General features: G+C 66.2%; 26 protein-coding genes. 12 read left to right on the top strand and 14 right to left on the bottom strand.

The genetic code is table 11. The annotated features are described in order from the left end of the window. The first annotated feature begins 97 nt into the window (after positions 1–97). The 5 genes from QWL29_RS05830 (at position 98) to QWL29_RS05810 (ending at position 6,037) form a co-directional block, all read left to right on the top strand. Entirely contained in the window at positions 98–823 is a 726-nt protein-coding gene (locus tag QWL29_RS05830) for a ribonuclease HI family protein (protein ID WP_305821942.1), read from the top strand. Beyond that, positions 820–1,503 carry an HD domain-containing protein gene (locus QWL29_RS05825; protein WP_305821941.1) on the top strand — a complete coding sequence of 228 codons (684 nt, stop codon included), beginning with the start codon at positions 820–822 and terminating at the stop codon, positions 1,501–1,503. Before QWL29_RS05830 ends, QWL29_RS05825 begins: the two co-directional genes overlap by 4 nt. A 59-nt stretch (positions 1,504–1,562) precedes the next feature. Continuing rightward, positions 1,563–3,860: a DOMON domain-containing protein gene (locus tag QWL29_RS05820; protein WP_305821940.1), complete on the top strand. Its 2,298-nt coding sequence runs from the start codon at positions 1,563–1,565 to the stop codon at positions 3,858–3,860. A gap of 73 nt (positions 3,861–3,933) precedes the next feature. Then, positions 3,934–5,169, top strand: coding sequence for a TCR/Tet family MFS transporter (locus tag QWL29_RS05815; RefSeq protein WP_305821939.1), 1,236 nt, complete (start codon positions 3,934–3,936; stop codon positions 5,167–5,169). Between the two features lie 10 nt (positions 5,170–5,179). After that, positions 5,180–6,037 (top strand): EamA family transporter, encoded by an 858-nt coding sequence (locus tag QWL29_RS05810; protein WP_305821938.1) that lies wholly within the window; start codon positions 5,180–5,182, stop codon positions 6,035–6,037. On the opposite strand, the gene QWL29_RS05805 is transcribed toward QWL29_RS05810, so the two are convergent. Next, on the bottom strand, positions 6,034–8,256 hold the full coding sequence (locus QWL29_RS05805; protein WP_305821937.1) for a TonB-dependent receptor plug domain-containing protein: 2,223 nt from the start codon (positions 8,254–8,256) through the stop codon (positions 6,034–6,036). The two genes, QWL29_RS05810 and QWL29_RS05805, sit on opposite strands and share 4 nt — an antisense overlap. A gap of 226 nt (positions 8,257–8,482) precedes the next feature. On the opposite strand from QWL29_RS05805, the gene asd reads away from it, so the two are divergent. Continuing rightward, entirely contained in the window at positions 8,483–9,334 is an 852-nt protein-coding gene (gene asd / locus QWL29_RS05800) for an archaetidylserine decarboxylase (RefSeq protein ID WP_305821936.1), read from the top strand. A 104-nt stretch (positions 9,335–9,438) separates the two neighbouring features. On the opposite strand, the gene QWL29_RS05795 is transcribed toward asd, so the two are convergent. Further along, a complete protein-coding gene (locus QWL29_RS05795; RefSeq protein WP_305821935.1) occupies positions 9,439–10,062 on the bottom strand; it encodes an exopolysaccharide biosynthesis protein in 624 nt (207 codons plus the stop codon). Between the two features lie 12 nt (positions 10,063–10,074). Next, positions 10,075–10,467, bottom strand: coding sequence for a VOC family protein (locus tag QWL29_RS05790; RefSeq protein ID WP_305821934.1), 393 nt, complete (start codon positions 10,465–10,467; stop codon positions 10,075–10,077). Between the two features lie 94 nt (positions 10,468–10,561). Here QWL29_RS05790 and QWL29_RS26745 point away from each other — a divergent pair, with 94 nt between their 5' ends. Continuing rightward, a complete protein-coding gene (locus QWL29_RS26745) occupies positions 10,562–11,113 on the top strand; it encodes a zinc ribbon domain-containing protein (protein WP_370663667.1) in 552 nt (183 codons plus the stop codon). On the opposite strand, the gene map is transcribed toward QWL29_RS26745, so the two are convergent. The 4 genes from map to QWL29_RS05765 all read right to left on the bottom strand — a co-directional run bounded on the left by map (position 11,007) and on the right by QWL29_RS05765 (position 13,717). Continuing rightward, positions 11,007–11,774 (bottom strand): type I methionyl aminopeptidase, encoded by a 768-nt coding sequence (map, locus tag QWL29_RS05780; protein WP_305821932.1) that lies wholly within the window; start codon positions 11,772–11,774, stop codon positions 11,007–11,009. The two genes, QWL29_RS26745 and map, sit on opposite strands and share 107 nt — an antisense overlap. Continuing rightward, positions 11,771–11,983 (bottom strand): ParD-like family protein, encoded by a 213-nt coding sequence (locus QWL29_RS05775; RefSeq protein ID WP_229435286.1) that lies wholly within the window; start codon positions 11,981–11,983, stop codon positions 11,771–11,773. The genes map and QWL29_RS05775 overlap by 4 nt, the downstream gene beginning before the upstream one ends. Positions 11,984–12,049: 66 nt before the next feature. Beyond that, the gene (locus QWL29_RS05770) at positions 12,050–12,739 is read right to left on the bottom strand and encodes a YjjG family noncanonical pyrimidine nucleotidase (protein WP_305821931.1); all 690 of its coding nucleotides are present in this window, start codon (positions 12,737–12,739) and stop codon (positions 12,050–12,052) included. Between the two features lie 72 nt (positions 12,740–12,811). After that, on the bottom strand, positions 12,812–13,717 hold the full coding sequence (locus tag QWL29_RS05765) for a LysR family transcriptional regulator (protein WP_305821930.1): 906 nt from the start codon (positions 13,715–13,717) through the stop codon (positions 12,812–12,814). A gap of 113 nt (positions 13,718–13,830) precedes the next feature. Here QWL29_RS05765 and QWL29_RS05760 point away from each other — a divergent pair, with 113 nt between their 5' ends. From QWL29_RS05760 to QWL29_RS05750, 3 genes are all read left to right on the top strand, one after another. After that, positions 13,831–14,427, top strand: a complete 597-nt coding sequence (locus QWL29_RS05760) for an FMN-dependent NADH-azoreductase (RefSeq protein WP_305821929.1) — start codon at positions 13,831–13,833, stop codon at positions 14,425–14,427. A 40-nt stretch (positions 14,428–14,467) separates the two neighbouring features. Beyond that, entirely contained in the window at positions 14,468–15,340 is an 873-nt protein-coding gene (locus tag QWL29_RS05755) for a pirin family protein (protein ID WP_305821928.1), read from the top strand. Positions 15,341–15,427: 87 nt separating this feature from the next. Beyond that, positions 15,428–15,901, top strand: coding sequence for a hypothetical protein (locus QWL29_RS05750; RefSeq protein WP_305821927.1), 474 nt, complete (start codon positions 15,428–15,430; stop codon positions 15,899–15,901). Here the strand turns inward: QWL29_RS05750 and QWL29_RS05745 are convergent. Then, positions 15,882–17,024, bottom strand: a complete 1,143-nt coding sequence (locus tag QWL29_RS05745; protein WP_305821926.1) for an acyltransferase family protein — start codon at positions 17,022–17,024, stop codon at positions 15,882–15,884. The genes QWL29_RS05750 and QWL29_RS05745 overlap by 20 nt on opposite strands. A 107-nt stretch (positions 17,025–17,131) precedes the next feature. On the opposite strand from QWL29_RS05745, the gene QWL29_RS05740 reads away from it, so the two are divergent. Together QWL29_RS05740 and yghU are read left to right on the top strand one after the other, a co-directional pair. Next, positions 17,132–18,103 carry a succinylglutamate desuccinylase/aspartoacylase family protein gene (locus QWL29_RS05740; protein WP_305821925.1) on the top strand — a complete coding sequence of 324 codons (972 nt, stop codon included), beginning with the start codon at positions 17,132–17,134 and terminating at the stop codon, positions 18,101–18,103. Between the two features lie 103 nt (positions 18,104–18,206). Beyond that, on the top strand, positions 18,207–19,058 hold the full coding sequence (gene yghU / locus QWL29_RS05735; protein WP_305821924.1) for a glutathione-dependent disulfide-bond oxidoreductase: 852 nt from the start codon (positions 18,207–18,209) through the stop codon (positions 19,056–19,058). 51 nt (positions 19,059–19,109) lie between these two features. Here yghU and QWL29_RS05730 read toward each other — a convergent pair whose 3' ends face one another. The 6 genes from QWL29_RS05730 to QWL29_RS05705 form a co-directional block, all read right to left on the bottom strand. Beyond that, on the bottom strand, positions 19,110–19,589 hold the full coding sequence (locus tag QWL29_RS05730) for a VOC family protein (protein ID WP_305821923.1): 480 nt from the start codon (positions 19,587–19,589) through the stop codon (positions 19,110–19,112). A gap of 53 nt (positions 19,590–19,642) precedes the next feature. After that, complete coding sequence (locus tag QWL29_RS05725; RefSeq protein WP_305821922.1) at positions 19,643–20,596, bottom strand: DMT family transporter; 954 nt, start codon at positions 20,594–20,596, stop codon at positions 19,643–19,645. A gap of 90 nt (positions 20,597–20,686) precedes the next feature. Continuing rightward, entirely contained in the window at positions 20,687–22,612 is a 1,926-nt protein-coding gene (locus QWL29_RS05720) for a PAS domain-containing hybrid sensor histidine kinase/response regulator (protein WP_305821921.1), read from the bottom strand. 276 nt (positions 22,613–22,888) lie between these two features. Continuing rightward, positions 22,889–23,398: a hypothetical protein gene (locus tag QWL29_RS05715; protein ID WP_305821920.1), complete on the bottom strand. Its 510-nt coding sequence runs from the start codon at positions 23,396–23,398 to the stop codon at positions 22,889–22,891. A gap of 105 nt (positions 23,399–23,503) precedes the next feature. Then, positions 23,504–24,049: a hypothetical protein gene (locus QWL29_RS05710; protein ID WP_305821919.1), complete on the bottom strand. Its 546-nt coding sequence runs from the start codon at positions 24,047–24,049 to the stop codon at positions 23,504–23,506. Between the two features lie 17 nt (positions 24,050–24,066). After that, a complete protein-coding gene (locus QWL29_RS05705; RefSeq protein WP_305821918.1) occupies positions 24,067–24,909 on the bottom strand; it encodes a phospholipase effector Tle1 domain-containing protein in 843 nt (280 codons plus the stop codon). Between the last annotated feature and the right edge of the window lie 68 nt (positions 24,910–24,977).

Here is a 24,977-nt window from a genome sequence, read left to right as displayed (position 1 = left end):
ACAATCGCATGGGTTCATCTCATTAACAACGATTTAGTTATGCCAGGCAAGCTTTGCATGCCATGTCAACGCCGCCGAAAGCGGTTATGCTCACGCCATGAACGACCTCGACCGCCTTCAAGGCGCGGCCAGCAAGACCGAACTTGCCGCCAGCCGCAAACTGGCCCTGCGCTCCAACATCCCCTTCGAAGACGCCCTGCGCACCACGCTCACGACGAGCGCGGGCCACGCCGGCCTCGACCACCTGCTCGATGAACGCGCCGCACTGCGCGCAGCCGAGGCGGCACGCGCCCTGGCGCGCCGCACCGCCCGCGACGCGACCCGGGAAGCGGCGCGCGTGGCCGCCCTCGCACTGCGCCGACTGCGCCAGGAAGGCGCCCCCACCGCCTGGCGCGGCTGGTTCGACGGCTCCGCGAAGCCGAACCCGGGCCGCTGCGGCATCGGCGTGCGCCTGATCGGGCCGAACGGCGCAGCCGTCGAGCTGTCGCAAGCTGCGGGCTACGGCAACAGCAGCGAAGCCGAATACCGCGCCCTGATCCTGCTGCTGGAAACCGCCGTCGCGCACGGCGCCGGCCCGCTCACCGTGTACGGCGACAGCCGGGTGGTGATCGACGACGTGAACGGCGCCCTTGCCGACAGCGCCGCCGTGCTGCGCCCCTTGCGCGCACGCGTGCACGCGCTGCTGGCGCGACTGCCGGCCACTACCCTGCGCTGGATCCCGCGCCACAAGAACGGGGACGCCGATGCGCTGTCGCAGCGCGCCACCGCTGCGCTGGCCGAGGAAATCGACGACATCGAACCAATCCATGAAGGAAGCGAATGAACATGCATACCGCGCCGCAGCCTGATCTCGCCGCCTGGCGCATCCGCCTGGCCGCCATGGCTGCTGCTGCTGCCGGCGACGACGGCGCCCACGACGCCAGCCACCTGGAGCGCGTCTGGCGCAGCGCCGACGCCCTGCTCGGCCACCACCTCGAAGCCGACGCGCTGGTGGTGATGGCGGCCAGCTACCTGCACGACCTGGTCAACCTGGAAAAGGACGATCCCGCGCGCGCCCAGGCCTCGCGCCGTTCGGCCGCGCTGGCGCGCACCCTGCTGCTGGAAGCCGGCTTCCCGCCCGACCGGCTCGACGCCGTGGCCCATGCCATCGAGGCGCACAGCTTTTCGGCGGCGATCGTCCCGACCACCATCGAAGCGCAGATCGTGCAGGACGCCGACCGGCTCGACGCGCTCGGCGCCGTCGGCCTGGCGCGCATGTTTTCCATTGCCGGCCGCATGCGGCGCGCCCTGGCCCACCCTACCGACCCGCTGGCGGAAAACCGCGCGCTCGACGACCGCGCCTATACGCTCGACCACATCGTGCTGAAGCTGGCCAAACTGCCGGAGATGATGCAGACCGCGGCCGGCCGCGACCTGGCCAACGAACGGCTGGGTAAACTGCTGGTCTTTCGCAAGGAGTTCGCGGCGGAGTGGCTGGGAGCGGAGAATACCGTCGCCAACTGAAGCAAACCGGCAGTCACATTTTAAGCCTCGGGCATGATGGCATTGTTATAATTGCCTGAATGAAAACTTCTTCGTTCCCCGGCCGCGTCCGCAGCCTGCTGGCGGCCGCCGTCCTGGCCGCCGACCCCGCCCTGGCAATCGAGACCGAACCGCGCGGCCTGCGCGCGCTGCGCATCGCCAGCGCCGACGTCCCCGCCATCGACGGCGTACTCGACGACCCGGCCTGGCAGCGCGCACCCGTATTCGACGGCTTCCACAAGCACCTGCCGCGCGACGGCGCGCCCGCTGCCAAGGCGCTGAAAACGCAGGTGCAACTGGTGGTCGACGACGACGCCCTGGTGTTCGCCATCCGCGCCTGGGACCCGGCGCCCGAACGTCTGCGCAGCGCCCTGGCGCGGCGCGACAAGGTCGACGCCGGCCAGGACTTCATCGGCATCTGGATCGATCCGGCCGGCCATGGCCGCGCCGCCCAGTTCGTGCGCGTGAACATCGCCGGCGTGGTCAGCGACGGCATGCACCGCGCCGACGACGACGAATCCGACCTCGGTCCCGACTTCCCGATCGACGCCGCCGTCCGGTTGCTGCCCGACGGCTACAGCATGGAAGTGCGCTGGCCGCTGTCGAACCTGCGCTTCCCCTACGCCGGCGGGCGCAACTGGCGCGTGATGGTCGAGCGCAGCATCCCGCATGCCGACGGCACCCTGCTGGCATCGGCGCCCTACCGTGTCGACGCCCTGAGCCGCCTCAGCTTCCTGCAGGAGATCGAGGGCATGGACGCCACCGTGGCCGCGGTGCGCGACCGCAGCTTCGTCGAGTGGCGCCCGGAACTGACGATGCGCAGTGCGCGCACCGCCGCGCCCGGCCAGCGCGTGCGTGGCCGCGACACGCAGCTGGGCCTGGAGATCAACGCCCGCCCGCGTGCCGACTGGGTCTTCAATGCCACGCTGAACCCGGACTTCTCGCTGGTCGAGATCGACGAACCGGTGGCCCAGGGCGCCGGCAACATCGCCCTCAGCCTGCCGGAGAAGCGCGGCTTTTTCCTGGAGAGCGCGGACGTACTCAGCCTGCCCCTGTCGGCGTTTTATTCGCGCACCGTGAACGACCCGGAGTACGGCCTGCGCGCGACCTGGCGCGCATCGAACATGGACGCCACCGCCATGAGCCTGAGCGACGAGCCAGGCGGCCTGGTGCTGCGCGGGCGCCCCTACGAAACGCTGGAAGCGGTGCAGGCCGGGCGCAGCGTCGCCAGCCTGGTACGCGCACGCTGGCATGGCGAAGGCCTGCTGCTGGGCGCCTTTGCCGCGCAGCGCGACTACCACCGCTTCGGCCGCAACGACGTGCTCGGGCTGGATGCGCAATGGCGCGGCGAAGGCGAGGACGGCGTGCAGCACCAGCTGTCGAGCGTGGCGATGATGTCGCGCACGAGTACCGGCTTCGGCGCGGATGCCGTTGTCGGCCGGGTACCGCGCCGCTCCGGCGCCTACCTGTGGAAGAAATACCTGCACAAGACCGAGCGCTGGTGGCACGAGGTCGAGCTGGAAGCGATTGCGCCGAGCTTTGCGAACGACAACGGCTTCGTGCCGCAGGCCGGCATCGCGCGCGCCAGCGGCTCGCTGAACCGCATCCTCGGATCTCAAGCGCTGGGCGCGCTCGAACTCCATGAACTCGAAACCTACCTGGGCTTCCACGAGATGCGCACCCTGGCCGACAAGCCCACCGGCCAGGCCGGCGGCGAGACCGTCGAGCGCAGGCTGCGGCCCGGCGTCTGGATGGCGGCGCCGCTGCAGACCGGCCTCTGGACCGAACTCGGCTTCGACCGCCAGCGCGCCCGTCCCGGCGGGCGCCTGCACGACACGCGCGTGCTCAACCTCGGCATCGAGACCAGGCCGGCGCCCTGGATCGCGCGCATCGCGGCCGAACTGGCGCTGGGCCGCCGGCTCGACGCCGACGCCGACCGCGTGGGCCCGGGCGGGCAGGCGATCCTCGACGTGGACCTGCGCTTTCCGCTGAAGCGCGGCTGGTCGCTGGAACTCGACCACCACCTGAACCGGGCCTGGATACGCGGCACCCTCGGCACACCGGCGTTTACCGACACCGCCTGGCGCTGGCGTGCGATGCTGCACTTCAGTCCGCGCGCCTCGCTGCGCCTGCTGGCCCAGAACACCTGGGCCGCAAGGCGCGACGACGGCGTGACCCGGCTCGAGGCGTGGAATGCGCGCGAAGTACACCGTTCGCTGCTGTACCGCTACCAGTGGCAGCACGGCCGCACGCTGTCGCTCGGCGTGGCAAGCGACAAGCTGCCGCTGGTCGAGGAGCGCAGCACCGCGCTGACCTTCAAGCTGCAGTGGGAAGTCTGAGGACGCAGGCCGCCGGCCGCTGCCAGCTCAACCTGAACGGTGTAAGATCGTTCTTTTTTGGCAGGACCATCCCATGCTGCAGAAGGCTGCAACGCACCGGGCCCAGGCCGGCAACCTGAACTTCGTTCTTGTCAGCGTCTTCATCGACGTGATCGGCATCGGCCTGATCGTGCCGGTGATGCCGCCGCTGGTCGGCCAGTTCGTGCAGGGCCGCGACGAGCAGGCGCTGTGGTATGGCATCCTGGCCACCGTCTTCGGCCTGCTGCAATTCGTCTTCATGCCCATGCTCGGCGCCATCAGCGACCGCATCGGGCGGCGCCCGGTGCTGCTGTACTCGATGGGCGGCATGTGCCTGAACTTCCTCGTCACCGCCATGGCCCCGAGCCTGGCCTGGCTGTTCATCGGGCGCGCCATCGGCGGCGTGTCGGCGGCCAGCATGTCGGTGGCGATGGCGTATGCGTCCGACGTCTCCACGCCCGAGAACCGCGCGAAAAGCTTCGGCAAGATCGGCGCCGCCTTCGGCCTCGGCTTCATCTGCGGCCCGATGCTGGGCGGGCTGCTGGGCGAATACGACCTTGCCCTGCCCTTCTACGCCGCGGCCGTGCTGGCCGGCGTGAACCTCGTCTACGGCTGGTTCTTCGTGCCGGAATCGCTGCCTGCGGCAACGCGCGAACCCTTCAGCTGGCAAAAGGTGAACCCCTTCTACGCACTGCGCAAGTTGCTGGCGCGGCGCGCCATCCGCGGCCTGGTCGTCGTCTTCGCGCTGACCACCTTCGGCCAGATCATGACCCAGACCACCTGGGTGCTGTACACCACCTTCCGCTTCGGCTGGACCCCGCGCGACAACGGCATCGCCATGTTCTGCGTCGGCCTGGCCGCGGCCGTGGTCCAGGGCGGACTGGTATCGGTCCTGATCCGGCGCCTGGGCGAAGTGCGCCTGTCGATCATGGGCCTGGCCTCGGGCGCCATCACCTTCGTCCTGTATGGCCTCGCGACCCAGGGCTGGATGATGTATGTCTTCATCTGCTGCAACCTGCTGGCCTTTGCCGCCGGCCCGGCCCTGCAGGGCATCGTCTCGCGCGACGCCGGGCCCGGCGAGCAGGGGGAACTCATGGGCTCCCTGCAGTCGATCAGCAGCCTGGCGGTGGTGGTGACGCCGCTGATCGGCACCTCGATCCTGGGCGCCGTCAGCCACCTGCCGCCCGACGACTGGCGCATCGGCAGCAGCTTCTTCCTGTCGGCGGCGATGCAGGCGCTCGCGGTGCTGGTGGCGCTGCGCTGGTTCCGCCGGCGGCACCTGACGGCATGAAACGCCTGGCATGAGCGGCACAGGAGTCGGCATGTCCGGCACGGTGGCGATGGCCGTACTGGCCGCGGCGCTGATGCACGCCGCCTGGAACGCCATGCTCAAGACGAAGGGCGACGCCTTCCTGTCGACGGTGGCGGTGGCCGTCAGCGCCGGCCTGCTGTGCGCGCTGGCCCTGCCCTGGCTCCCGCAACCGGCGCCCGCCAGCTGGCCCTGCATTGCCGCCTCGGCCCTGATCCACGTGCTGTATTACGCGCTGCTGATGGCCACCTACCGCGACGGCGACGTCAGCCTGGCCTACCCGCTGATGCGCGGCTGCGCGCCGCTGATCGTGGCTTCGTTCGGCCTGGCCTTCATGGGAGAGCGCCTGGGCGCGATGCAGTGGCTGTCGATCTGCCTGATCTGCGGCGGCGTGCTGGCGATGACCGGGCGTGCCCGGGCCAACACTGCAACCAGCCGCCGCACCACGCTGCTGGCATTGGCCTCGGCCGCCACCATCGCGGCCTACACCCTGGTCGACGGCGCCGGCGTACGCCTGTCGGACGCGCCGGCTGCCTACACGATGTGGATCTTCGCCGCCACCGCGCCCGGCGTCGCGGCGCTGGCCGTGCGGCGCCGGCGCGAACTGCTGCCCTTCGTGCGCAGCAATCCGGCCCTGCCCGGCGGCGGAGCGCTATCGGTCGGCGCCTACTGGGTGGCGCTGTGGGCGATGACGCAGGCGCCGGTGGCCGCGGTGGCGGCGCTGCGCGAAACCTCGATTTTGTTCGCCACCGCGATTGCGGTATTCGTCCTGCGCGAGCGCGTGGCGCCGCCGCGGCTGGCCGGCGCGGTGTTGATTGCCTGCGGCGCGGCGGCGATGCGGCTGGGCTAGAACTTCGCTTCCACTGTCGCCCGCAGCGTCACGCCCACCGGGAAGCTGGCGCTGCGTAGCACCAGCCCGCGCCCCTGCTCCAGGTAGCTGCTACGCGAGACAAAATCTTCGTCGAGCAGGTTCTGCCCCGCCACGCGCAGCTGCAGCTTGGGCGAGAATTTGTACAGCACATAGGCTTCCAGGTCGCGCCGGGTGTCCATGACCGAGGTCTGGCGCTCCGACACGCGCACCGTCATGCCCTGCTTGTAGGCGAAGCTGGCGCCGGTGCTGACGTTGCCGACCTTGTAGTCGATGCCGAGGTTGGCCGACAGCGGGGTCTGGCCGTCGAGACGGTTGCCCGGGCCGGGTACGCCGTCGACTTCCGACCAGTTGCGGCTGATGCTGGCGCGCAGGTCGACCGCCGGGGCGCCGTCGATGAGCGCCTTCAGCGGCAGCTTGGCTTCGAGTTCCAGGTTCTTCGAGACGGCCTGGCCGGCGTTCATCGGCATGGCCACCCAGCGCGCGCCGTCGAACTCGATGACGGAGCGGGTGTAGCCGTCGATACGGCGGATCGAGGCGCTGGCCGAGAGCAGCGCGCCTTCGGCCCAGTAGTGCTCGTAGGAGGCGTCGACGCCCAGCGCCAGTTCCGGCTGCAGGTCCGGGTTGCCCTGGTAGTCGGGATCGGTGGAGCGGTTGTCGACGGAAGTCTGGCGGCGCGGAATCAGACTCGAGACGTTCGGCGCCTTGTAGGTGCGGGTGACGGCAAAGCGCACCTGGTCGCCCTTGGTGTCCGGGATCTTCCACAGGGTCTGCAGCACCGGGCTCCAGACGCTCGAACGCGAACGGCCGGTGTCGAAGGTATTGCCCGAGGTGCGGGTGCGGATGCCTTCCCAGCGCGCGCCGAGGTACACCGACAGGCGCGGCGTGACGCTCCACTCGTCCTGGGCATACAGCGCCAGGCGCGAGACCTGGGCTTCGAACTCCTCGCCGTCCGGCAGGCCCGGGAAGACGGCGCGGCCGGCTTCGGTCTCGAAGCGGCTGTCCTCGCGCGTGTTGTAGCCGCCGTCCCAGCCCATGCCCAGCGCGTGGCCTTCGAAGATGGTCTTCGAAAACTTGCCGGTGCTGGTCACGCCGCGGTCTTCGCCTTCCGAGACGATCAGGTTGTCGAGCGCGCGTGCGGCGCCGGCGGGCGTCAGGCGGCGCGAGGTGCTGTCGTTCTCGCCGCCCTGCACGCCCAGCTTCGTGTCGAGCCTGGCGCCGGCTTCCATCTTGTGCACCCAGTTCAGTTCGGTGCGGTAGAAGCTGTTCTTGTTGTCGTTGGCCAGGGCCAGGTCCGGGTACGGCGCTCCCGCACCGATGGCGGTATTCGCCGTCTCGTTGGTGCGGGTCCGGAAGCGGCCCGAATTCAGGAAGGTCTGCGAGGTGAGCGTGTCGCCGTTCTCGAGGTTCCAGTTCAGGCGCGGCGCCAGGTTGAAGTAGCTGAAGGAGCCGTCTTCCACGCCCGTGGTGCTGCGCGCCTGGGTCTGGAGCCCGGCATTGCTGTAGGCATCCTCGAACACGGTGGAGGTGCGCTCGAAACTTTCGCGCGCGCCGCTGCCCGAGATCGAATACGACATCTTGCCGACCTTGTCCGACAGCTGCAGGTTCACGTTCGGCCCGCGCATGCCGCTGCTGGTGCGGCGCATGCCGACCTTGATGTCGCGCTGGCCGGTGCGGATCGCTTTTTTCAGCACGATGTTGATGGTGCCGGCCACCGACTGGGTCGAGAACTCGGCGCTGGCGGCGCGCAGTACTTCGATGCGTTCGATGACGTCGGGCGCCAGCGACTCGATCGAGAAGCCGGCCGGCGCGCGTTCGCCGTTGATCAGGATCTGCGTGTAGCCGGCGCCCATGCCGCGCATGCGGATTTCGCCGCCACGGCCATTGCTGCTGTTGACGGTGATACCGGGTACGCGCTTGAGGACGTCGGTGACGCTGGTGTCGCCGTACTTGACGATCTCTTCCTGGTTGACCACGATCTTGGTGGCGGTGTCGTCGCGGCGCGGATCGTAGGCCTGGGCCGAGCCCTTCACTTCGACGCGCTGCATCGCCTGCCCGGCCGGGGCCGTTTCGCCCTTCCTGAGCGTCGTTTCAGTTGCGGGTTGGCGGGTTTCCTGCGCTTCTTGTGCATGCAGCGGGAAGGTGGTTGCCAGCGCGGCGGCCAGCAGCGTCAGGCGAATCGGGGAGAATCGGGCGTGCATAGGGAACAGACTATGAAAGGAGCCGATATTGTCTGCGAGATCACATCCCTTGTGTTGCCTCCGGGAATATTTTTTTGATATGCATGTGCGCCGGAATCGTCGCATGCATGGCCGATCCGGACTATGCGCTACACTGGACAGGCGGGGCCGGCGTGAAAACAAGGATATGCACCGGCCCGGCCCTTATTTATAATTCGCCATCCTTACCATCTGGGGGCTTGCCACCGTGTCCGACCGCTTTAAAGTACTGCCACAATATGTCCTGCCCAAGCAGGCGCTGACCTCGTTTGCCGGACGCGTCGCCGGCGCCCGCGGAGGCGCGATGACGACCCGCCTGATCCGCTGGTTCGTCGGCAAGTACGGCGTCAACATGGCGGAGGCGGCCAATCCGGATATCGCCAGCTATGCCAGCTTCAACGAATTCTTCACCCGGCCCTTGCGCGACGGCGTGCGGCCGCTGGCCCAGGCCGATTTCGTGTGCCCGGTGGACGGCGCGATCAGCCAGTTCGGCGCCATCGACGACCACCATATCCTGCAGGCCAAGGGCCACAAGTTCACCACCACCGAACTGGTGGGCGGCGACGCGCAGCTGGCCGCGCACTTCCGGCACGGCAGCTTCGCGAACCTGTACCTGAGCCCGAAGGATTACCACCGCATCCACATGCCCTGCGACGGCCGCCTGACGCGCATGATCTGCGTGCCCGGCGCCCTGTTCTCGGTGAACCCGACTACGGCGCGCGGCGTGCCCGGCCTGTTCGCGCGCAACGAGCGCGTGGTGTGCGTGTTTGAATCCGAAGAATTTGGCACCTTCGTCATGGTGCTGGTCGGCGCGACCATCGTTGGCAGCATGGCGACGTCCTGGCACGGCGTGGTCAACCCGCCGCGCATGGCGCGCATCTGCGACTGGACCTACGAAACCACGCCGGTGGTCCTGAAGAAGGGAGAAGAGATGGGCCGCTTCCTGCTCGGCTCAACGGTGGTGATGCTGTTCAAGGAAAAGACGATCGGCTTCAACAAGGACTGGGCGCCGGAGCGTTCGGTGCGCCTCGGGGAATTGATGGGCAATCGGCCGGGTTGATGTTTGCATTGGTGGGTTCAAGAACCCACCCTACGAGCCGTCAACGGCGGCAAAAACTGTAGGGTGGGTTCTCGAACCCACCATTACCAAGGTTCCCGAATAGCTCAGGCCATCAACCGCCCCACCATCTCGCGCAGCGCCAGCCCGCCGCCACCGATCAGCAGCGCAAAATACCCGATCGTCAGCACGTTCCCGACGTAACCCAGCAGCACGCACACGCCATCCCTTTGCAGCAGCCCGATGGCGAAGAACAGCAGCGCCACCGCCGGGAAGGTATTGCTGAACGGGATCAGCCCGAACGGCATCATCAACAGCACGGCGCCCAAAATCAGCGAGGCATTGTTCATGCGCTCGGCCGGGCCGCTGGCCACCAGCCAGGCGATGCGGTTCGGACGGCTCACGCGTTCCAGCCGATGCAGCAGCGGCAGCGCCTTGCGCAGCATGGGACGCAGCTTGCGGGTGGCGATGGTCTTGTGCGCGATGCGCTCCGGAATCCAGAGCTCGCGCCGCAGCAGGCGCGCCAGGCCGATCAGCAGGATCGCCGCGCCGAACACCGTGCTCACGCCGGGAATCGAAATCGGGATCAGGAACACCAGGGTCAGCAGCGCGGCCAAAATCAGCAGGCCGTCGTTGCCGACGCGGTGCACCAGCTCGCTGAGCGTGATGCCGGTACGCGGCAGCGAACGGATCAGCGCGCGGATGCGCAGGGACAAGGCTTCGCCGTGCATGAACCAGCCCTCTTATTTAGGACGGTAGATGGCGCACAGCTTGTTGCCGTCCGGGTCGCGCACGTAGGCCAGGTAGAGCGCGCCCATGTTGCTTTCGCGCAGGCCCGGCGGGTCCTCGATCGAGACGCCGCCCTGGGCCACGGCCGTGTCGTGGAACTGCTGCACCTGCTCGGGCGAATGGCACTTGAAGCCGATGGTGGCGCCGTTGGCGCAGGTCGCCGCTTCGCCATTGATCGGTTCGCTGATACCGAAGCTGTTGCCGTCGTGGCGGTAGAACAGGCGGGTATGGCCCGAGGATGCGACGTTGCGCACGGCTTCGCCGGCGCCGAGGGTGCCCAGCACCGCATCGTAAAAGCGTTTCGATCGTTCGATGTCGTTCGACCCGATCATGACGTGATTCAGCATTGCTTGTCTCCGTGGTTTGCCGGCGGTATGCGGCCTCGAGCGGCAGTATAGAGGAAGTGCCGGGCGCGCAATACGATTTGCGTCCAGCCCGGGCATGCACGGTGAGGATTCGATAGTTTTCCCTCTGCCAACATCCCCTACAATCGCCTGGTTCGACGCCCGACATGCATCGGCACAGGCGCCCTCTTCTATCCAAGGAAACCAGATGTTTTGTACTTCGTGCGGCGCGCAGGCTGCGTCCGGCAGCGCCTTTTGCAGCCAATGCGGCAAGCCGCTCGCAGCGGCGCAACAGCTGCGAGACCCTGTTCTTCTTCCTGCTGATCGACGGCGACAAGGTACGCAATACGCCGCTGTTCGGCACCTGCGCGCCGGAAGGCAGCTATCGCCAGCGCGGCGACGCGATCGCGCTCGACCTGCCGAAGATGGGCGGCAATTCGCAGATCGTGCTGCGCGACGGCGAGGTCATCGAGGATGGCCGAACCATCACGCTGGACAACCTGAACGACCCGGCAAAATAACCGTCTCCCGGCGGATGATGCTTAGTGCGGCACGCGTTCGTCGGGGCGCAGGGTCAGCACGCGCACACCATTGCGCGTCACCGCCACCGTGTGTTCGAACTGCGCCGACAACTGGCCGTCGCGCGTGACCACGGTCCAGCCGTCGTCCTCGGTAACCACCGAGCGGCCGCCGCCGTTGAGCATCGGCTCGATGGTAAACACCATCCCTTCCTGCAGCACCAGCCCGGTCTGCGGTTTGCCGAAGTGCAGGACCTGCGGCGGCTCGTGCATTTCGCGCCCGATGCCGTGGCCGCAGTATTCGCGCACCACCGTGTAGCCGTTCCTGCGCGCGTGGCGCTCGATGGCGTGGCCGACGTCGCCCAGGCGCGCGCCCGGCCGCACGGCCTTGATGCCCTTCCACATCGCCTCGTAGGTCACCTGCACCAGGCGCCTGGCCAGCGGCGCGACCTCGCCCACCAGGTAAGTCTTGCTGGAGTCGGCGATGTAGCCGTTCTTTTCCAGCGTGATGTCGAAGTTGACGATGTCGCCGCTTTCCAGCAGCTCGGTCGGCGACGGCACGCCGTGGCAGACCACGTGGTTGCGCGAGGAGTTCAGCGCGTAGGCGTAGCCGTACTGGCCCTTGCTGGCCGGGCGCGCCTGCAGTTCGTCGACGATCAGGCGCTCGGCCAGGTCGTTGACCTGCATGGTCGACATGCCGATCAGGTCCAGCTTGTCGAGGTGGCCGAAGACACTCGCCAGCAGGCGGCCCGACTCCGCCATCAGCTCGATTTCCTCGGGCCGCTTGGTCATAGCGCCGCCACTTTCACCGGCTGCGGCTTGACCCCGGCCGCCTTCAGTTCGCGCGCGACGATCTCGTTGAAGCTGAGCGAAGGATTCAGCTCGCACAGCATGCCCACCTTGATCCAGAACGCGGCCTGCGCGTTGATCGAGCGGCAGGACACCACCGTGGCCTTGCGAACCTGGTCGTGCAGCTCGTCGTCGATGTTCACGATACCCATACTATTCTCCATATACGAAACGTATACGAATTATATGCAGAGTGAGCGCGTGCGTGCAACCGGCTTTTACTGCGCGAGCACAGGAAGCAGATCGTGCAGGCGCGCCACCTCGAAGGTCGGGCGCGCTTCGGACCCGTTCGGCGCTCCCCCCGGATTGAACCAGCAGCTGTCGATGCCGAAGCGGTTCGCGCCGAGGATGTCCGCATCCAGGCGGTCGCCGACGATGATGGTCGCTTCCGGCACGAAGGCGCGCGCCATGCCGGCGGCGTAGTCGAAGATGCGCACGTCGGGCTTGGCATGGCCGCAGGCTTCCGAGGTGGCGACAAAGGACAAAAAGGCGCCCAGGCCGGAGCTGGCGATGCGGCGCTGCTGGATGTGCTCGACGCCATTCGTGATGATGCCGATTTCGCCGTGCACGCTCAGCGCCGCGCAGACTTCCAGCGCACCCTCGACCAGCACCACGGTCTCGGGCAAGGCGTCGAGATACAGTTTGCTGGCGGCGCTGGGGTCGAGCGCGAGAGCGTGGATAGCGAAGGTCTGGCGGAAGCGCTCGACCTTCAGGAAGTCCTTGTCCACCAGGCCGCGTTCGAAGCTGCGCCACAGCGCGACGTTGATGGCCTGGTAGTCCTGGAACACCGGCTCGATGGCGCCGTCGTAGCCGAGCGCGGACATCGTTTGCACGAAAGAGAGCTGTTCGGATGCCCGGAAGTCGAGCAGGGTGTCGTCCAGGTCGAAGAGAAAGAGTTGGTGCCGCACTGGTGCTCACGGGTAGTGGATGAGCCCTTCATCCTAGCACGCGCGTGTGCAAGGACCGCGGCGGGGACCCGCTTACGCCCCTGCTCCACTGCCGAACACCTCTTCCATCATGTCGAGGAAGGCGCGGGTCTTGGCCGGCATCAGGCGCCGCCCAGGGAATACGGCCCAACCTGTCGCCGCCGGCAAATCCCACTCGGGCAGCACGCGCACCAGTTCGCCCTTGCGCACCAGCGGCTGGGCGAACAGTTCCGAGCTGGCGGCGATGCCGGCGCCGCTACAGGCGATGCGCGCCAGCAGGTCGGGCGAATTCGCGGTCAGGCGCGCCGGCAGTTCGTGCTCCCATTTCACCTTGCCGCGCGTCAAAGCCCAGCGCACCGGCCCGCCGCTGCGGCTCAGCAGGCACAAGAGATCGTGCCCGAGCAGGTCGTCGGGGTGCTCGGGCAGGCCGCGCACGGCCGTGTAGCAGGGCGAAGCGTACAGGCCGAAGCGTTGCAGCGTGACGCGGCGCGCGTTGAGCGAGGCGTCGTCGGGCAAATCGCCCATGCGGATCGCGATGTCGAAATTTTCCGCCACCAGGTCGACCCGGCGCGGCGACAGATCGAGCTCGATGTTCACTGCCGGGTAGCGCTCCAGGAAGCGCCCGATCATGCTGCTCATGCCCAGGTTGGCAAAGTCCGCAGGCAGCGAAATGCGCAGGCGCCCGCTGGGCGCGGCCTGGCGGTGCTGGGCCAGGGCGCCGGCCGCCTCGCTTTCCTCCGCCACCTTGCGCGCATGTTCCAGCAGGCTGGCGCCGAATTCGGTGACGACGAGTTTGCGCGTGGTTCGCTGCAGCAGGCGCTCGCCCAGGCGTGCTTCCAGCAGCGAGATGCGGCGCGAGACGGTGGACTTGGGCAGGTTCACGCGGGTGGCGGCCTGGCTGAAGCTGCCGGCCTCGACGATGCGGGCGAAAAGCAGCAGATCGTTCGGTTCGACTTCCATGGGATTGTTCCACTGGCTGAATAATGTTATCCATTCTAACGGCTTCCGGATCGATTATGGAATGGTTACAGTAGACCCATCGAACATCCAACCACAGAACAAAGGAAGACACCATGAACATCCTGCAAATCACCTCCAGCCTGCGCGGCGAACAATCGGAATCGAACCGCGTTGCCAACAGCATCGTGGCGAAACTGGCCGCAGCCAACCCGAACGCCAACGTCGTCACCCGCGACCTGGCACGCCAGCCGCACCCGCAGCTCGACGAAGCCGCCCTGGGCGCCCTGTTCACGCCAGTCGAATCGCGCACCGCCGAGCAGTCGGCGCGCGTGGCCCTGGACGACGCCCTGATCGCCCAGGTGCAGGCTGCCGACGTGGTGGTGATTGGCGCGCCGATGTACAACTTCGGCATCCCGGTGCAGCTGAAAAGCTGGTTCGACGCGATTGCCCGCGCCGGCGTTACCTTCCGCTACACCGAGAACGGTCCGGAAGGCCTGCTGAAGGGTAAGAAAGTGTTCATTGCCACCGCCCGTGGCGGCATCTACCCAACGGACGCAGACCCGCAGGTGCCGTTCGTGCGCATGCTGCTGAACTTCCTGGGCATGACGGACCAGACCTTCGTGTACTCGGCTGCCCAGTCGATGGGTCCGGAAGCGGCAGCCAAGGGCCAGGCCGAAGCCGACGCCACCGTTGCAGCAGCACTGGCGTAATCCAACCAGCCGCCTCGGCGGCGCAAGCAAGGAGAACATGATGACCGACGTGATTCAAACCCGGAACGTGACCAAGGCGCGCGGCGTCGAGCGCGTGATCGCCGGCCAGTACGTAATGGACGGCGCGGGCGTGAAGATCAACCGCGTCCTCACCAGCACCCTGCAGCGCCGCCTCGACCCGTTTTTGATGCTCGATGCCTTTGGCAGCGAGGAGGCGGGCGACTACATCGCCGGCTTCCCCGAGCACCCGCACCGCGGCTTCGAGACCGTCACCTACATGCTGGCCGGGCGCATGCGCCACCGCGACAGCGCAGGCAACGAAGGTCTCGTCACCGATGGCGGCGTGCAGTGGATGACGGCCGGCCGTGGCGTGATCCACTCCGAGATGCCCGAGCAGAACGAAGGCCTGATGGAAGGCTTTCAGTTGTGGCTGAATCTGCCGGCGAAGGACAAGATGATGGCGCCGTGGTACCGCGACATCCCGAACGAACAGGTGCCGCGTTTTACGCTCCATTCTGGCGCAACGGTGCAGGTGATTGCGGGCGCAAGCCATGGCGTGGCCGGTGCGGTGCAGCGTGAAGGCACCGAGCCGCTGTACCTGGACATTGAACTGCCCGAGGGCGCGGTCTTCGAGCAGGCGCTGCCCGCCGGCCACAACGCCTTCATCTACGTGTTCCGCGGCGAAGCGGTCGTGGGCGGCAAAGGCGTGCCGCAGACGCGCATGGCGATCTTCGACAATGCCGAAGGCGCCGATGGCGTGGCGATCAAGGCGGCCAAGCCGACGCGTTTGCTGCTGATCGCGGGCCGGCCCTTGAAGGAAGCGATCGCGCAGTACGGTCCCTTCGTAATGAATACCCAGGCCGAGCTGCACCAGGCCGTCGAGGATTTCCGCGCCGGGAAGTTCGCGGCATAAGTTTTACGCGTGGGCGGGCGGTCGTTCGATCGCCCACTGCGCTTTCGATTACACTCACGGCATGTCCACACGCTACCCCTTCCAGCCATGCCGCTGATGCCCATCGTGCTCGATCTGCTGTCCAAGGCCAGCCATGCGCTCGGCTTCGAGACGGTCGACCGCTTCCCCGCCGGCCACGCCTATGCGCGCACGCGCTGGGACCGCGCATACTTCGACATCGCCTCCGACCTGAAACCCGACGCCATCGAACGTTCGCTGTGCGCGTCGATCGCGAATACCCCGTCGGTGTTCGCCCACATCGTCAACCCGACGCCGGCCATGCAGCGCACCCTGCTCGCCATGATCGACACCAGCCTGCGCCGCAGCTGCAATGCCCCGCTCGACCTGGTGGCGCTGCTGGTCGAGGCCTACCGCAGTCCGCACACGCTGGAAGCCCGACCCGGCCTGCGCGCCGCCATCGAAGCAACGCAGGGGCAAGAGATGCGCGAGCGCGTGCATGCGACGCTCGCATTTCTTGGCGCGATGCCGGCCGCCTTCGACGTCATCGAAGCACGGGACTGAACACAGGTTTCGCCAGGTTGCTGGGTACGTAACGCTCGCGCAGGCGTATGAAGGGCGTCTCGACCAGCACATACAGCAGCCAGCCGCCCAGCACCGACAGCGCCAGCAGCACGACGATGGCAAGCGCCGTCTCCGGCCCATATCCCCTGTCCGCCAGCCATGCGGAGCCGAGCGCGCTGACGCCGCGATGGGTCAAGTAAATCGCGTACGACCACAGCGCCAGGCTGGCGGCGCCGGGAATGCGCAGGTCGCGCAGCAGCGAGCGCTGCGACAGCGCGGACAGGATCAGCAAGCCGAAACCGAGGCCCAGCGCCGGCAGGCCGAACACCGTCACCGCAAAGCCGTAGCGCTTGTCGAGGAAGAACCAGAATGCCACGCCGATGATGGCAAGGCCCGCCACCAGCGCCGCGTTGCCGTGGCGCGTGAGCGCAGCCCAGGCGCCTGGGTGGCGGTTCTTCAGCAGCGCCAGCGCCACGCCGGCCACCAGCTCGTCGAGCCTGCATAAGCTTGAGTAATAGATGAGCTTGTAATAGAAGTAAGTCCCATACTTGTTGCCGCCGACGTGCGCACTCCACAAATCGGCGCGCAGCAGCATCCCGCCAGCGACCACCAGCGCAATCGCCAGCCAGGCTACGCCGATGCGCCAGCGCAGTGCGGCCGCGATCATGGCCAGCGCCGGCAGCAGCAAATAAAACTGTTCCTCGATGGCCAGCGACCAGCTGTGCGAAAAACCGGTACCCGGCGGCAGGCCGATGTTCTGGGTAAAGCTGAGGTAGCGCCACAGCGGCAGCAGCTCGGCATGCTCGCGCCAGGCCGGCCACAGGAAATACAGCGCCAGCACTACCCAGAAATTCGGCAGCGTGCGCAGCAGGCGGCGCGCATAGAAGTGTTTGAGCGATAGCCCGGCATCCGTGCGCAGCGCCGCGAAGATCTGGTTGCCGATCAGGTAGCCCGAGAGGGCAAAGAACAAGTCGACACCGGTCCAGCCGATGCGCCCGACCCAGCCGAAGGTAGCGTCGTCGTTCGAGACGAACAGGATGTAATGGTGCAGCACCACCAGCGTCACGGCCAGCGCGCGCAGGGTATCGAGTCCATATATGCGAGCACTGTGGGGAGAAGTCATCGTAGAGAGCCAGCTTGCGGAGGTGGCGCATGATGCCATGCGACTCCGCACGGGCCAAGGTTTCCCGATAAAATGACGCCACCGATATTTCCTTGGATCACCATCGCATGAGCTCCGCCCGCAACTTCCAGTTCAAATCCGTCACCTATACCGGCCTCGGCCAGGGCCCGCGCGTCATCATCATGGGCGCCACCCACGGCAACGAAATCTGCGGCACCGAAGCGATCAAGCGCGTGATGGCCGAGCTCGATAGCGGCGCCCTGCGTATCGCCGCCGGCAGCGTCACCTTCGTGCCGATCGTGAATCCCCTCGCCTACCAGAAGAACGAGCGCAACGGCGACCGCAACCTGAACCGCAACCTGTTCCCGAAAGACGTTCCGCAGGATTTCGAAGACCAGGTCGCCAACTGGCTGTGCCCGCTCCTGGCCCAGCACGACGTGCTGCTCGACCTGCACTCGTTCAACGCCGCCCATGGCGAGCCCTTCGTGATGGTGGGCCCGGCCAATAATGATGGCGACCTCGAACCCTTCCAGCACGCCGAGAAGGAACGCGCACTGGCGCGGCGCCTCGGCGTGCGCCGCTTCGTGACCGGCTGGATGGCGGCCTACGGCGGCGGCGTCAAGCGCCGTTCGCGCGGGAATGCGGCCGAGCTGGAAACCGTGCTGCGCTACGGCGTCGGCACCACCGAATACATGCGCACCACGGGCGGCTACGCGCTGACCCTGGAATGCGGCCAGCACCTCGACCCGCGCGCACCGGAAGTGGCCTACCGTGCCATCATGAACACCCTGGCCTTCCTGAAGCTGATCGACGCGCCGGAACCGGAACCGGTTCCGTTCGACGAAATGGAAGCGCTGCAGATGGTCGTGGTGCACGACAAGACGGATGCCGCCGATGCGTTTTCCCGCAGCTGGGCCAGTTTCGATCCGGTAATCGAGGGCGAACAGATCGGCACGCGCGCCGACGGCACGCCGGTGGTGGCCGAGTTCAGTGGCCGCATCCTGTTCCCGGACGCCAAGGCCAACGCCAACTCGGAGTGGTACTACCTGACCCGCCCGAACCCGGAGTTCGGCCGCTGATTCGGCCGCTGATCCGTACAAATTTGTCCGCCGCCAGCGCCATCCGGCGAGTGCGGCTAGAATCTGGTCAGGCATGCAAGTCCACCCCACAAAGGAGAACAGGATGACTGACCAGTCGCATCAAACAACAGAATATCAACCGCCCAGGGTCTGGGCACCCTCCGCCAACGGCGGCCCCTTCGCCAGCATCAACCGCCCGACCGCCGGGCCGACCCACGAGAAAGAACTCCCGGTCGGCAAGCACCCGCTGCAGCTGTATTCGCTGGCCACGCCGAACGGCGTGAAGGTGACCATCATGCTCGAAGAGCTGCTGGCCGCCGGCCACAAGGACGCCGAATACGACGCCTGGCTCATCAAGATCAACGAGGGCGACCAGTTCGGCAGCGGTTTTGTCGACGTCAACCCGAATTCGAAGATCCCGGCCCTGCTGGACCGCAGCGGCGACGCGCCGGTGCGCGTGTTCGAATCCGGTTCCATCCTGCTCTACCTGGCCGAGAAATTCGTCGCCTTCCTGCCGAAAGACCCGGCCAGGCGCACCGAGACCCTGAACTGGCTGTTCTGGCAGATGGGCGCCGGCCCGCTGCTGGGCGGCGGCTTCGGCCACTTCTACGCCTACGCGCCGGAAAAGATCGAGTACGCGATCAACCGCTACGCCATGGAAGCCAAGCGCCAGCTCGATGTGCTGGACCGCCAGCTCGCCGACAACCGCTTCATCGCCGGCGACGAGTACACGATTGCCGACATGGCGATCTGGCCCTGGTACGGCGGCCTGGTGCAGGGCGAAATCTACGACGCGGCCGAATTCCTGGCCGTGCACGAGTACCAGCACCTGAAGCGCTGGTCCGACGAGATCGCGGCGCGCCCGGCCGTGATCCGGGGCCGCAAGGTCAACCGCGTGCGCGGCAAGCCCGAAGAGCAAGTGGCCGAGCGCCACGACGCGTCCGACCTGGACTGAACGCAGGCAGGCTGGGCGGCGCAAACGCCGGCCAGCCTGCAAGCCGGCCCATCAGCCGCGCACCGCCGCCTCGATCCGCGCCACGTCGATTTTCCGCATCGTCATCATCGCCTCGAAGGCACGCCGGCCCACTTGCGGGTCGGGATTGGCCAAGGCATCGGTCAGCACGCGCGGCGTGATCTGCCAGGACAGGCCCCAGCGGTCCTTGCACCAGCCGCACTCGCTTTCCTGTCCACCATTGCCAACGATGGCATTCCACAGGCGGTCGGTCTCTTCCTGGTCGTCGGTGGCGACCTGGAAGGAAAAAGCTTCGCTGTGCTTGAACATCGGGCCGCCGTTCAGGCCCAGGCAGGGGATGCCGGCCACCGTGAACAACACCGTCAGCACGTCTCCTGCCTTCCCCGCCGGGAAGTCGGCCGGCGCACGGAATACGTCGCCGACTGCGCTGTCGGGAAAGGTCTCGGCATAGAACTGCGCCGCCTCCAAAGCCGTACCGTCGTACCACAGGCATACCGTATTTTTGCTGGTCACTTTATTTCTCCCAAGGTTGAGGAAACGCGTCGATCAACAGGCTGGTGCGTCGATCAGCATACCGCATTTCCGGCCTTCGGCGCCCGGTCTTTTCGCGCCGCGTTCCGGTGCGCCGAGGCGCAGGACACCACGCCGCAGACCAGCAGCAGCATCGCCGCGCATTCCAGTCCGCTCGGCCAGCGCGCTTCCCACAGCCAGCCGTACAGGGCCGCGAACACGGTCTCGAAGATGATCATCTGTCCCATCAGGCTCATGGGCAGCGCGCGGCTGGCGACGTTCCACAAGCCATTGCCGATGATGGAGCACGGGATGGCGACGCCGCTCACCACGCCGATGAAGCGCAGCCAGTCCGCCGCCGACTGCGCGTTCGACGCGAACAGGAAGGCAGGCACTGCCAGCAGCAAAGCCTGGGCGCCGGTCATCACCCCGGTCAGCAAGCTCCACTCGTGCGCCGTGACCGCCGTCAGCCGCGCCAGCACGCGGCTGTTCGCGACCGCGTAGATCGTCCAGGACGCCAGCGCCCCGACCGCGCACAGCAGGCCGAAGAGCGAGCCGGGCCCGGACTGCCGCAGCGATTCCCAGCTGATGCACAGCAGCCCGGCGAAGCCCAGCAGCAGCGAGGGCAGCAAACGGCGCAGCGGCAGCGCCTGCCGCTCGTCCCTGCCGAACAGCGTCACGGCCAGCGGCGACAGGCCGATTGCCAGCGAAGCCATGGCCACGCCGCCGCTGCGCACCGCGTTGGCAAGGAAGATGTAGTAGACGACGTTGCCCGCGGGGCTGAGCCAGGCCAGGGTCCACCATTTCCTGCGCGTCAGGCGCGCGCTCACGCGGCGCCAGCCGGGTGCGATCAGCAGCGCCGCCGCCAGGCCGTAGGCGAGGTAGCGCCCGGCCGACAGTTGCATCGAGGTGAAGCCGTGGGTGAGTTCCGGGGCCAGGAACACCAGCCCCCACAAGGCGCCGGCGGCGATGCCGGCGCCGGTACCGCGCCAGGTTGTTTGTGCGTGCATGCGATTCTCCTTCGAAAGGAGAGTCTGCACGCCGGCAGGAGAAAAATCTTGGCGCCGTCTACTGCAATCTTGGCAAATCCTTCGACCGGCTTACGCCGTGGCCCCGGCTTCGGCCAGGATATCGCCGAGCTTGGCCGTGTCGATGGGTTTCACCAGGTAATGGTCGAAGCCGGCCTCCAGGGCGCTGGCGCGGTCGCTGTCCTGGCCATAGCCGGTGATCGCCACCAGCAGGCTGTGCGCCGTTTCCGGCTGGGCGCGCAGGCGCTGGGCCAGCTCCTTGCCGTCCATGTCGGGCAAGCCGATGTCGAGCAGGCAGACCTGGGGCGGCGCGGCGCGCGCCCGCGCCAAAGCCGGGTGCGGATGGTGTTCCACCGCCACCTCGTGGCCGTCGATTTCCAGCAGCATGGCCAGTGTCGAGGCGGCGTCGACGTTGTCGTCGACCACCATGATGCGCAGCGCCCCGCCAGCATCGTGCGCAACGCCCGCACTGGCTTCGGGCTGCGCGGGGCCTTCCCCGGCGGGCAGGCGCGGCAGGCGTACCGTGAAGCGGCTGCCCTGCCCTTCGCCGGCGCTGTCGCAGGCCACGCTGCCGCCGTGCAGCTCGACCAGGCTGTGCACCAGCGCCAGCCCCAGGCCAAGGCCGCCGGATGAACGGTCCGGGCTGCGCTCGGCCTGGGCAAACAGGTCGAAGGCGCGCGCCGCCAGCTGGGGCGCCATGCCGATGCCGTTGTCGGTCACGGTAATGCGGATCTCGCGCGCGTCGGCCTCGGCCGCCAGGGAAACCGTGCCGCCTTCGGGCGTGTACTTGGCGGCGTTGTTCAGGATGTTGGCCACTACCTGCACCAGGCGCTTGCTGTCGCCGTCGACCATCACCGTACCCGGCGCGAATTCGCAGGAGAAATCGTGCGCGCGGGCGCGCATCAGCGGCGTCACCTGTTCCACCGCTTCGGCCAGGACGCGGTTCAGTTCGGCAGGCGCCTTGTCCAGCGCGACCAGGCCGTTGGTCACGCGCGAAACGTCGAGCAGGTCGTCGATCAGGTGCGTCATGTGCAGCACCTGGCGAGCGATGATCTGGCTGGTGTGGCGCACCCGCGCTTCGTCGGGTTTGCCCATCTGCAGCAACTGGGCGGCCGCGCCCAGCGGCGCCAGCGGGTTGCGCAGCTCGTGCGCCAGCATCGCCAGGAACTCGTCCTTGTGGCGGTCGGCCTGGCGCAGCTTTTCCTCGGTTTCGCGGCGCTCGGTCACGTCGTTGGCGGCGCCGATCCATTCGTAGATCTCGCCCGCGGCGTCGAGCATCGGCACCGCGCGCGACAGGGTCCAGCCGCAGCTGCCGTCGGCGCGCAGCACCTTGTGCTCGAGTTCGAACACCGCCTTGTTGCGGCGCGCCGTGTCGATGGCCTGGCGCACGCGCACGCGCTCCTCGGACGGGATGTAGTCGTCGAGCCAGGATTCGTCGGAGCCGCTGGTGTCCTTCAGGCAGCCGCGGCCGTCGAGCTGGTGCATCTCGCTCCAGTTCGGGCTCATGGTGTAGACCACGTCGGCGGCGGCATCGGTCAGGGCGCGGAAACGCTTTTCGCTTTCGCGCAGCGCGGCCGTCGCCCGCACCTGTTCGGTGATGTCGCTGGTGGAGTGGGACACGCACAGGATGCGGCCGTCGGCATCGAACAGCGGTGTGCTGATCGCGTTCCAGAAGCGTTCCTCGAAGCGCACGCTGCCATCGGCCAGCGTGACCGGAATCGGATAGCGCACCGTCGGCAGGCTGTCAGGCTTGCCGCTGGCGACCGCACGCGCCAGCGAGGCGCGCAATACGGTCTCGCTGTCGTCGGTGGGATCGTTGGGGTCGGCGGGAAAGGTGGTGAACAGGCTGACGCCGACCATTTCCTCGCGCGTGCGGCCGGACGCCGCCAGGAAGGCGTCGTTCACGGCCAGGACGATGGCCTCGGGCGTGGGCGACAGCAGGTAGTTGCCGATCGGCGCGTGGTTGAAAACCGACTCGAATAAGGATGAGGAATGCATCGAAACTCCTTGCCGGGCCGGGCAAGGTCCAGGTGAACACAACAAGCGCCCGCGCGCAGACTTGCGCAAAACGAAGGCAAACGCACGTACACGGCACATGCGCTACAACGCGCGCGGGGCGCCGCTTAGCGCCCCGCATGCAGTGTAAGTGCTTTCTTGCCTCCTCGGCAAGTGAGCCGGTTCAACCGTGCTGGGGGGTGTGGAGTTTGAGCCAGCCTTCGCGTTTTTGCGTCGTTACCGAATCAAACGTGGGCACCCTGCACTGCCTTTTGAAGGTCAAGGTCCTTCGATGACATCGCCACCGGATCGCGACATACGTCTTGGGATGTCCTTTTCCCTGAACAGCCAACGAAACTTGATGCCGCTATCGGTCCAGACGAAATTCAACTGGAGGGATTTGTCGGGCAGTTTCCCCGGCGGGGTTGCGCGCCTGGAGCGAATCACTTCGTCGATGACATCTTGCGGAACGCGCTCCCTGATCGTGACTCGTTCAACATGCACAGGAAGCGCTTTGAGTTCTTCCAGTGCATAATCTTTATCGGAGACATATTCTTTCCACTCGAACTCCACCCATTCAGGCAATTGCCGGCCGTCCGGTGCCGCGCCCTCGGTTGCCCCGCCGGTTACCCAATCCCTGGTTCGACCAAGCGCACCGGGGCCGGGGAAGCGCTTTCCGCTAGCCAGTCGTCCTCCCTTGCAAGCAATGACCACCCCTTCCTTCAGTGAGGCGAAATGCAGCATCATGCCGGGGCCTTCATCGGCCTCGACACAGCCGGTGCCAAGCATGCCGATGCCCCATGCAAGGAGTGACTAGATCACGGTGCGTCTCATAAAACTCAATTAAACGGTTGAGGATGGGATATCACAGCTCACTAATCTCCTTTTGGAGGGTCAAGGTCTTTCAAGCACATCACCACCGGATCGCAATGTGTATTCCGGCGCCGCCTTCACTGACTCGAGTCGCCAATGAAACTTGATGCCGCCGTCAGTCCATACGAAATCCAACCAAAGGGATTTGTCCGGCAATTTTCCCGGCGGGGTGGCAAGCTTGGAGCGAATCACTTCTTCGATCACATCTTGCGGCACGCGCTCTCTGATGACGACCCGCTCTACGTGTACAGGAAGCGGCCCAAGTTCTTCTACTGAATCATCCTTATCAGAGGCGTATTCGGTCCACTCGAACTCCACCCATTCCGGCAATTGTCGGCCGTCCGGTGCCGCCCCCTCAGTCTTCCCGCCGGTTAGCCAGTCTTTGGTTCGACTGAGTCCGCCAGGGCCGGGGAAGCGTTTCCCGCTGGGCAAACGCCCTCCCATGCAGACAACCACAATCCCTTCCTTCAATGAGGCGAAATGTAAAACCATCCCGGGGCCCTCGCCAGCCTCGACACAACCGGCGCCAAGCATGCCGATTACCCCTGCAAGGAGTGACTTGATCACGGTACGTCTCATAGGACTCAATTACACGGTTGAGGATTGGATGGAACGGCATAGCCGATATTCACGCCTTGGGTTTCGAGCCAGGCGCTGTATTTTTGCATATCCACCAGACTAACTGCAGGTGAACCGCGGGGTCCGCACCAATTGTGATAGTAATTAACGAAACTTTTTGCCCAAGCTGTATTGTGGCCAAGGACTGCCTCGCTTTGTCTGACCTTGGTGCCATCGCCATAGATGAAATCCCGGTCTTCGCGCTCTGGCGAACTGCCAGGATCAATCCTGTTGCCGCTCTTATCGTGCAGGATCGGGTTTGTCACAATATTCCAACCGTTCTTATCAATAACCTGGTCCAGCATTTTTATACCCTGATCTTTTGCTTGCTTGATCATCCACATGAGCGCAACATCGGAGAGATCACCTGTACCGTAGCCGCCGCCAATATCGGAATGACTCCCAACAAACCCCATTTCGATACGGTTGCCACCATTCGGCGAAGCAGGATTCTGCAAAATCGAGCGGCCATGGAAATTGATCCATCCCCCTCGATGCTCGTTCAGGGCCACCGCATGTGCAGCGAATTTTACCTGCCCCGGCACAGAAAAATCGTATTTGCGTTCATCCCCGTTCGCTGCCCCCAGATGCGGCATAGTGTCCCATAGTCCTTCGAAACGCAGACTCAGGCAACGCGCCTTACCTGCTGCGCTCGTGTATTTCCCGTCCTGCAAGCGCTTCGCTAACGTATTCATCCAGACCCTGGCTTCCGCAGCGCCACGGCTGAAGCCGACCACATCGATATCCAGCGTTGTGTTGGCGCTATCCCTGTCGATAAATTGATCGAGAAATCGAAAGCCTAGCTCCACGCGCTCATCGAAGCCATCGCCGGTAATTGTTTAGTATCGTGCGATCATATTCCTCGCCGTAGCTGGCC

The sequence above is a fragment of the Massilia brevitalea genome (assembly GCF_030711405.1).
GTDB lineage: Bacteria > Pseudomonadota > Gammaproteobacteria > Burkholderiales > Burkholderiaceae_D > Telluria > Telluria brevitalea.
Note: the sequence above shows the minus strand (reverse complement) of the source record. Positions and strands in the feature narration are given on the sequence as shown.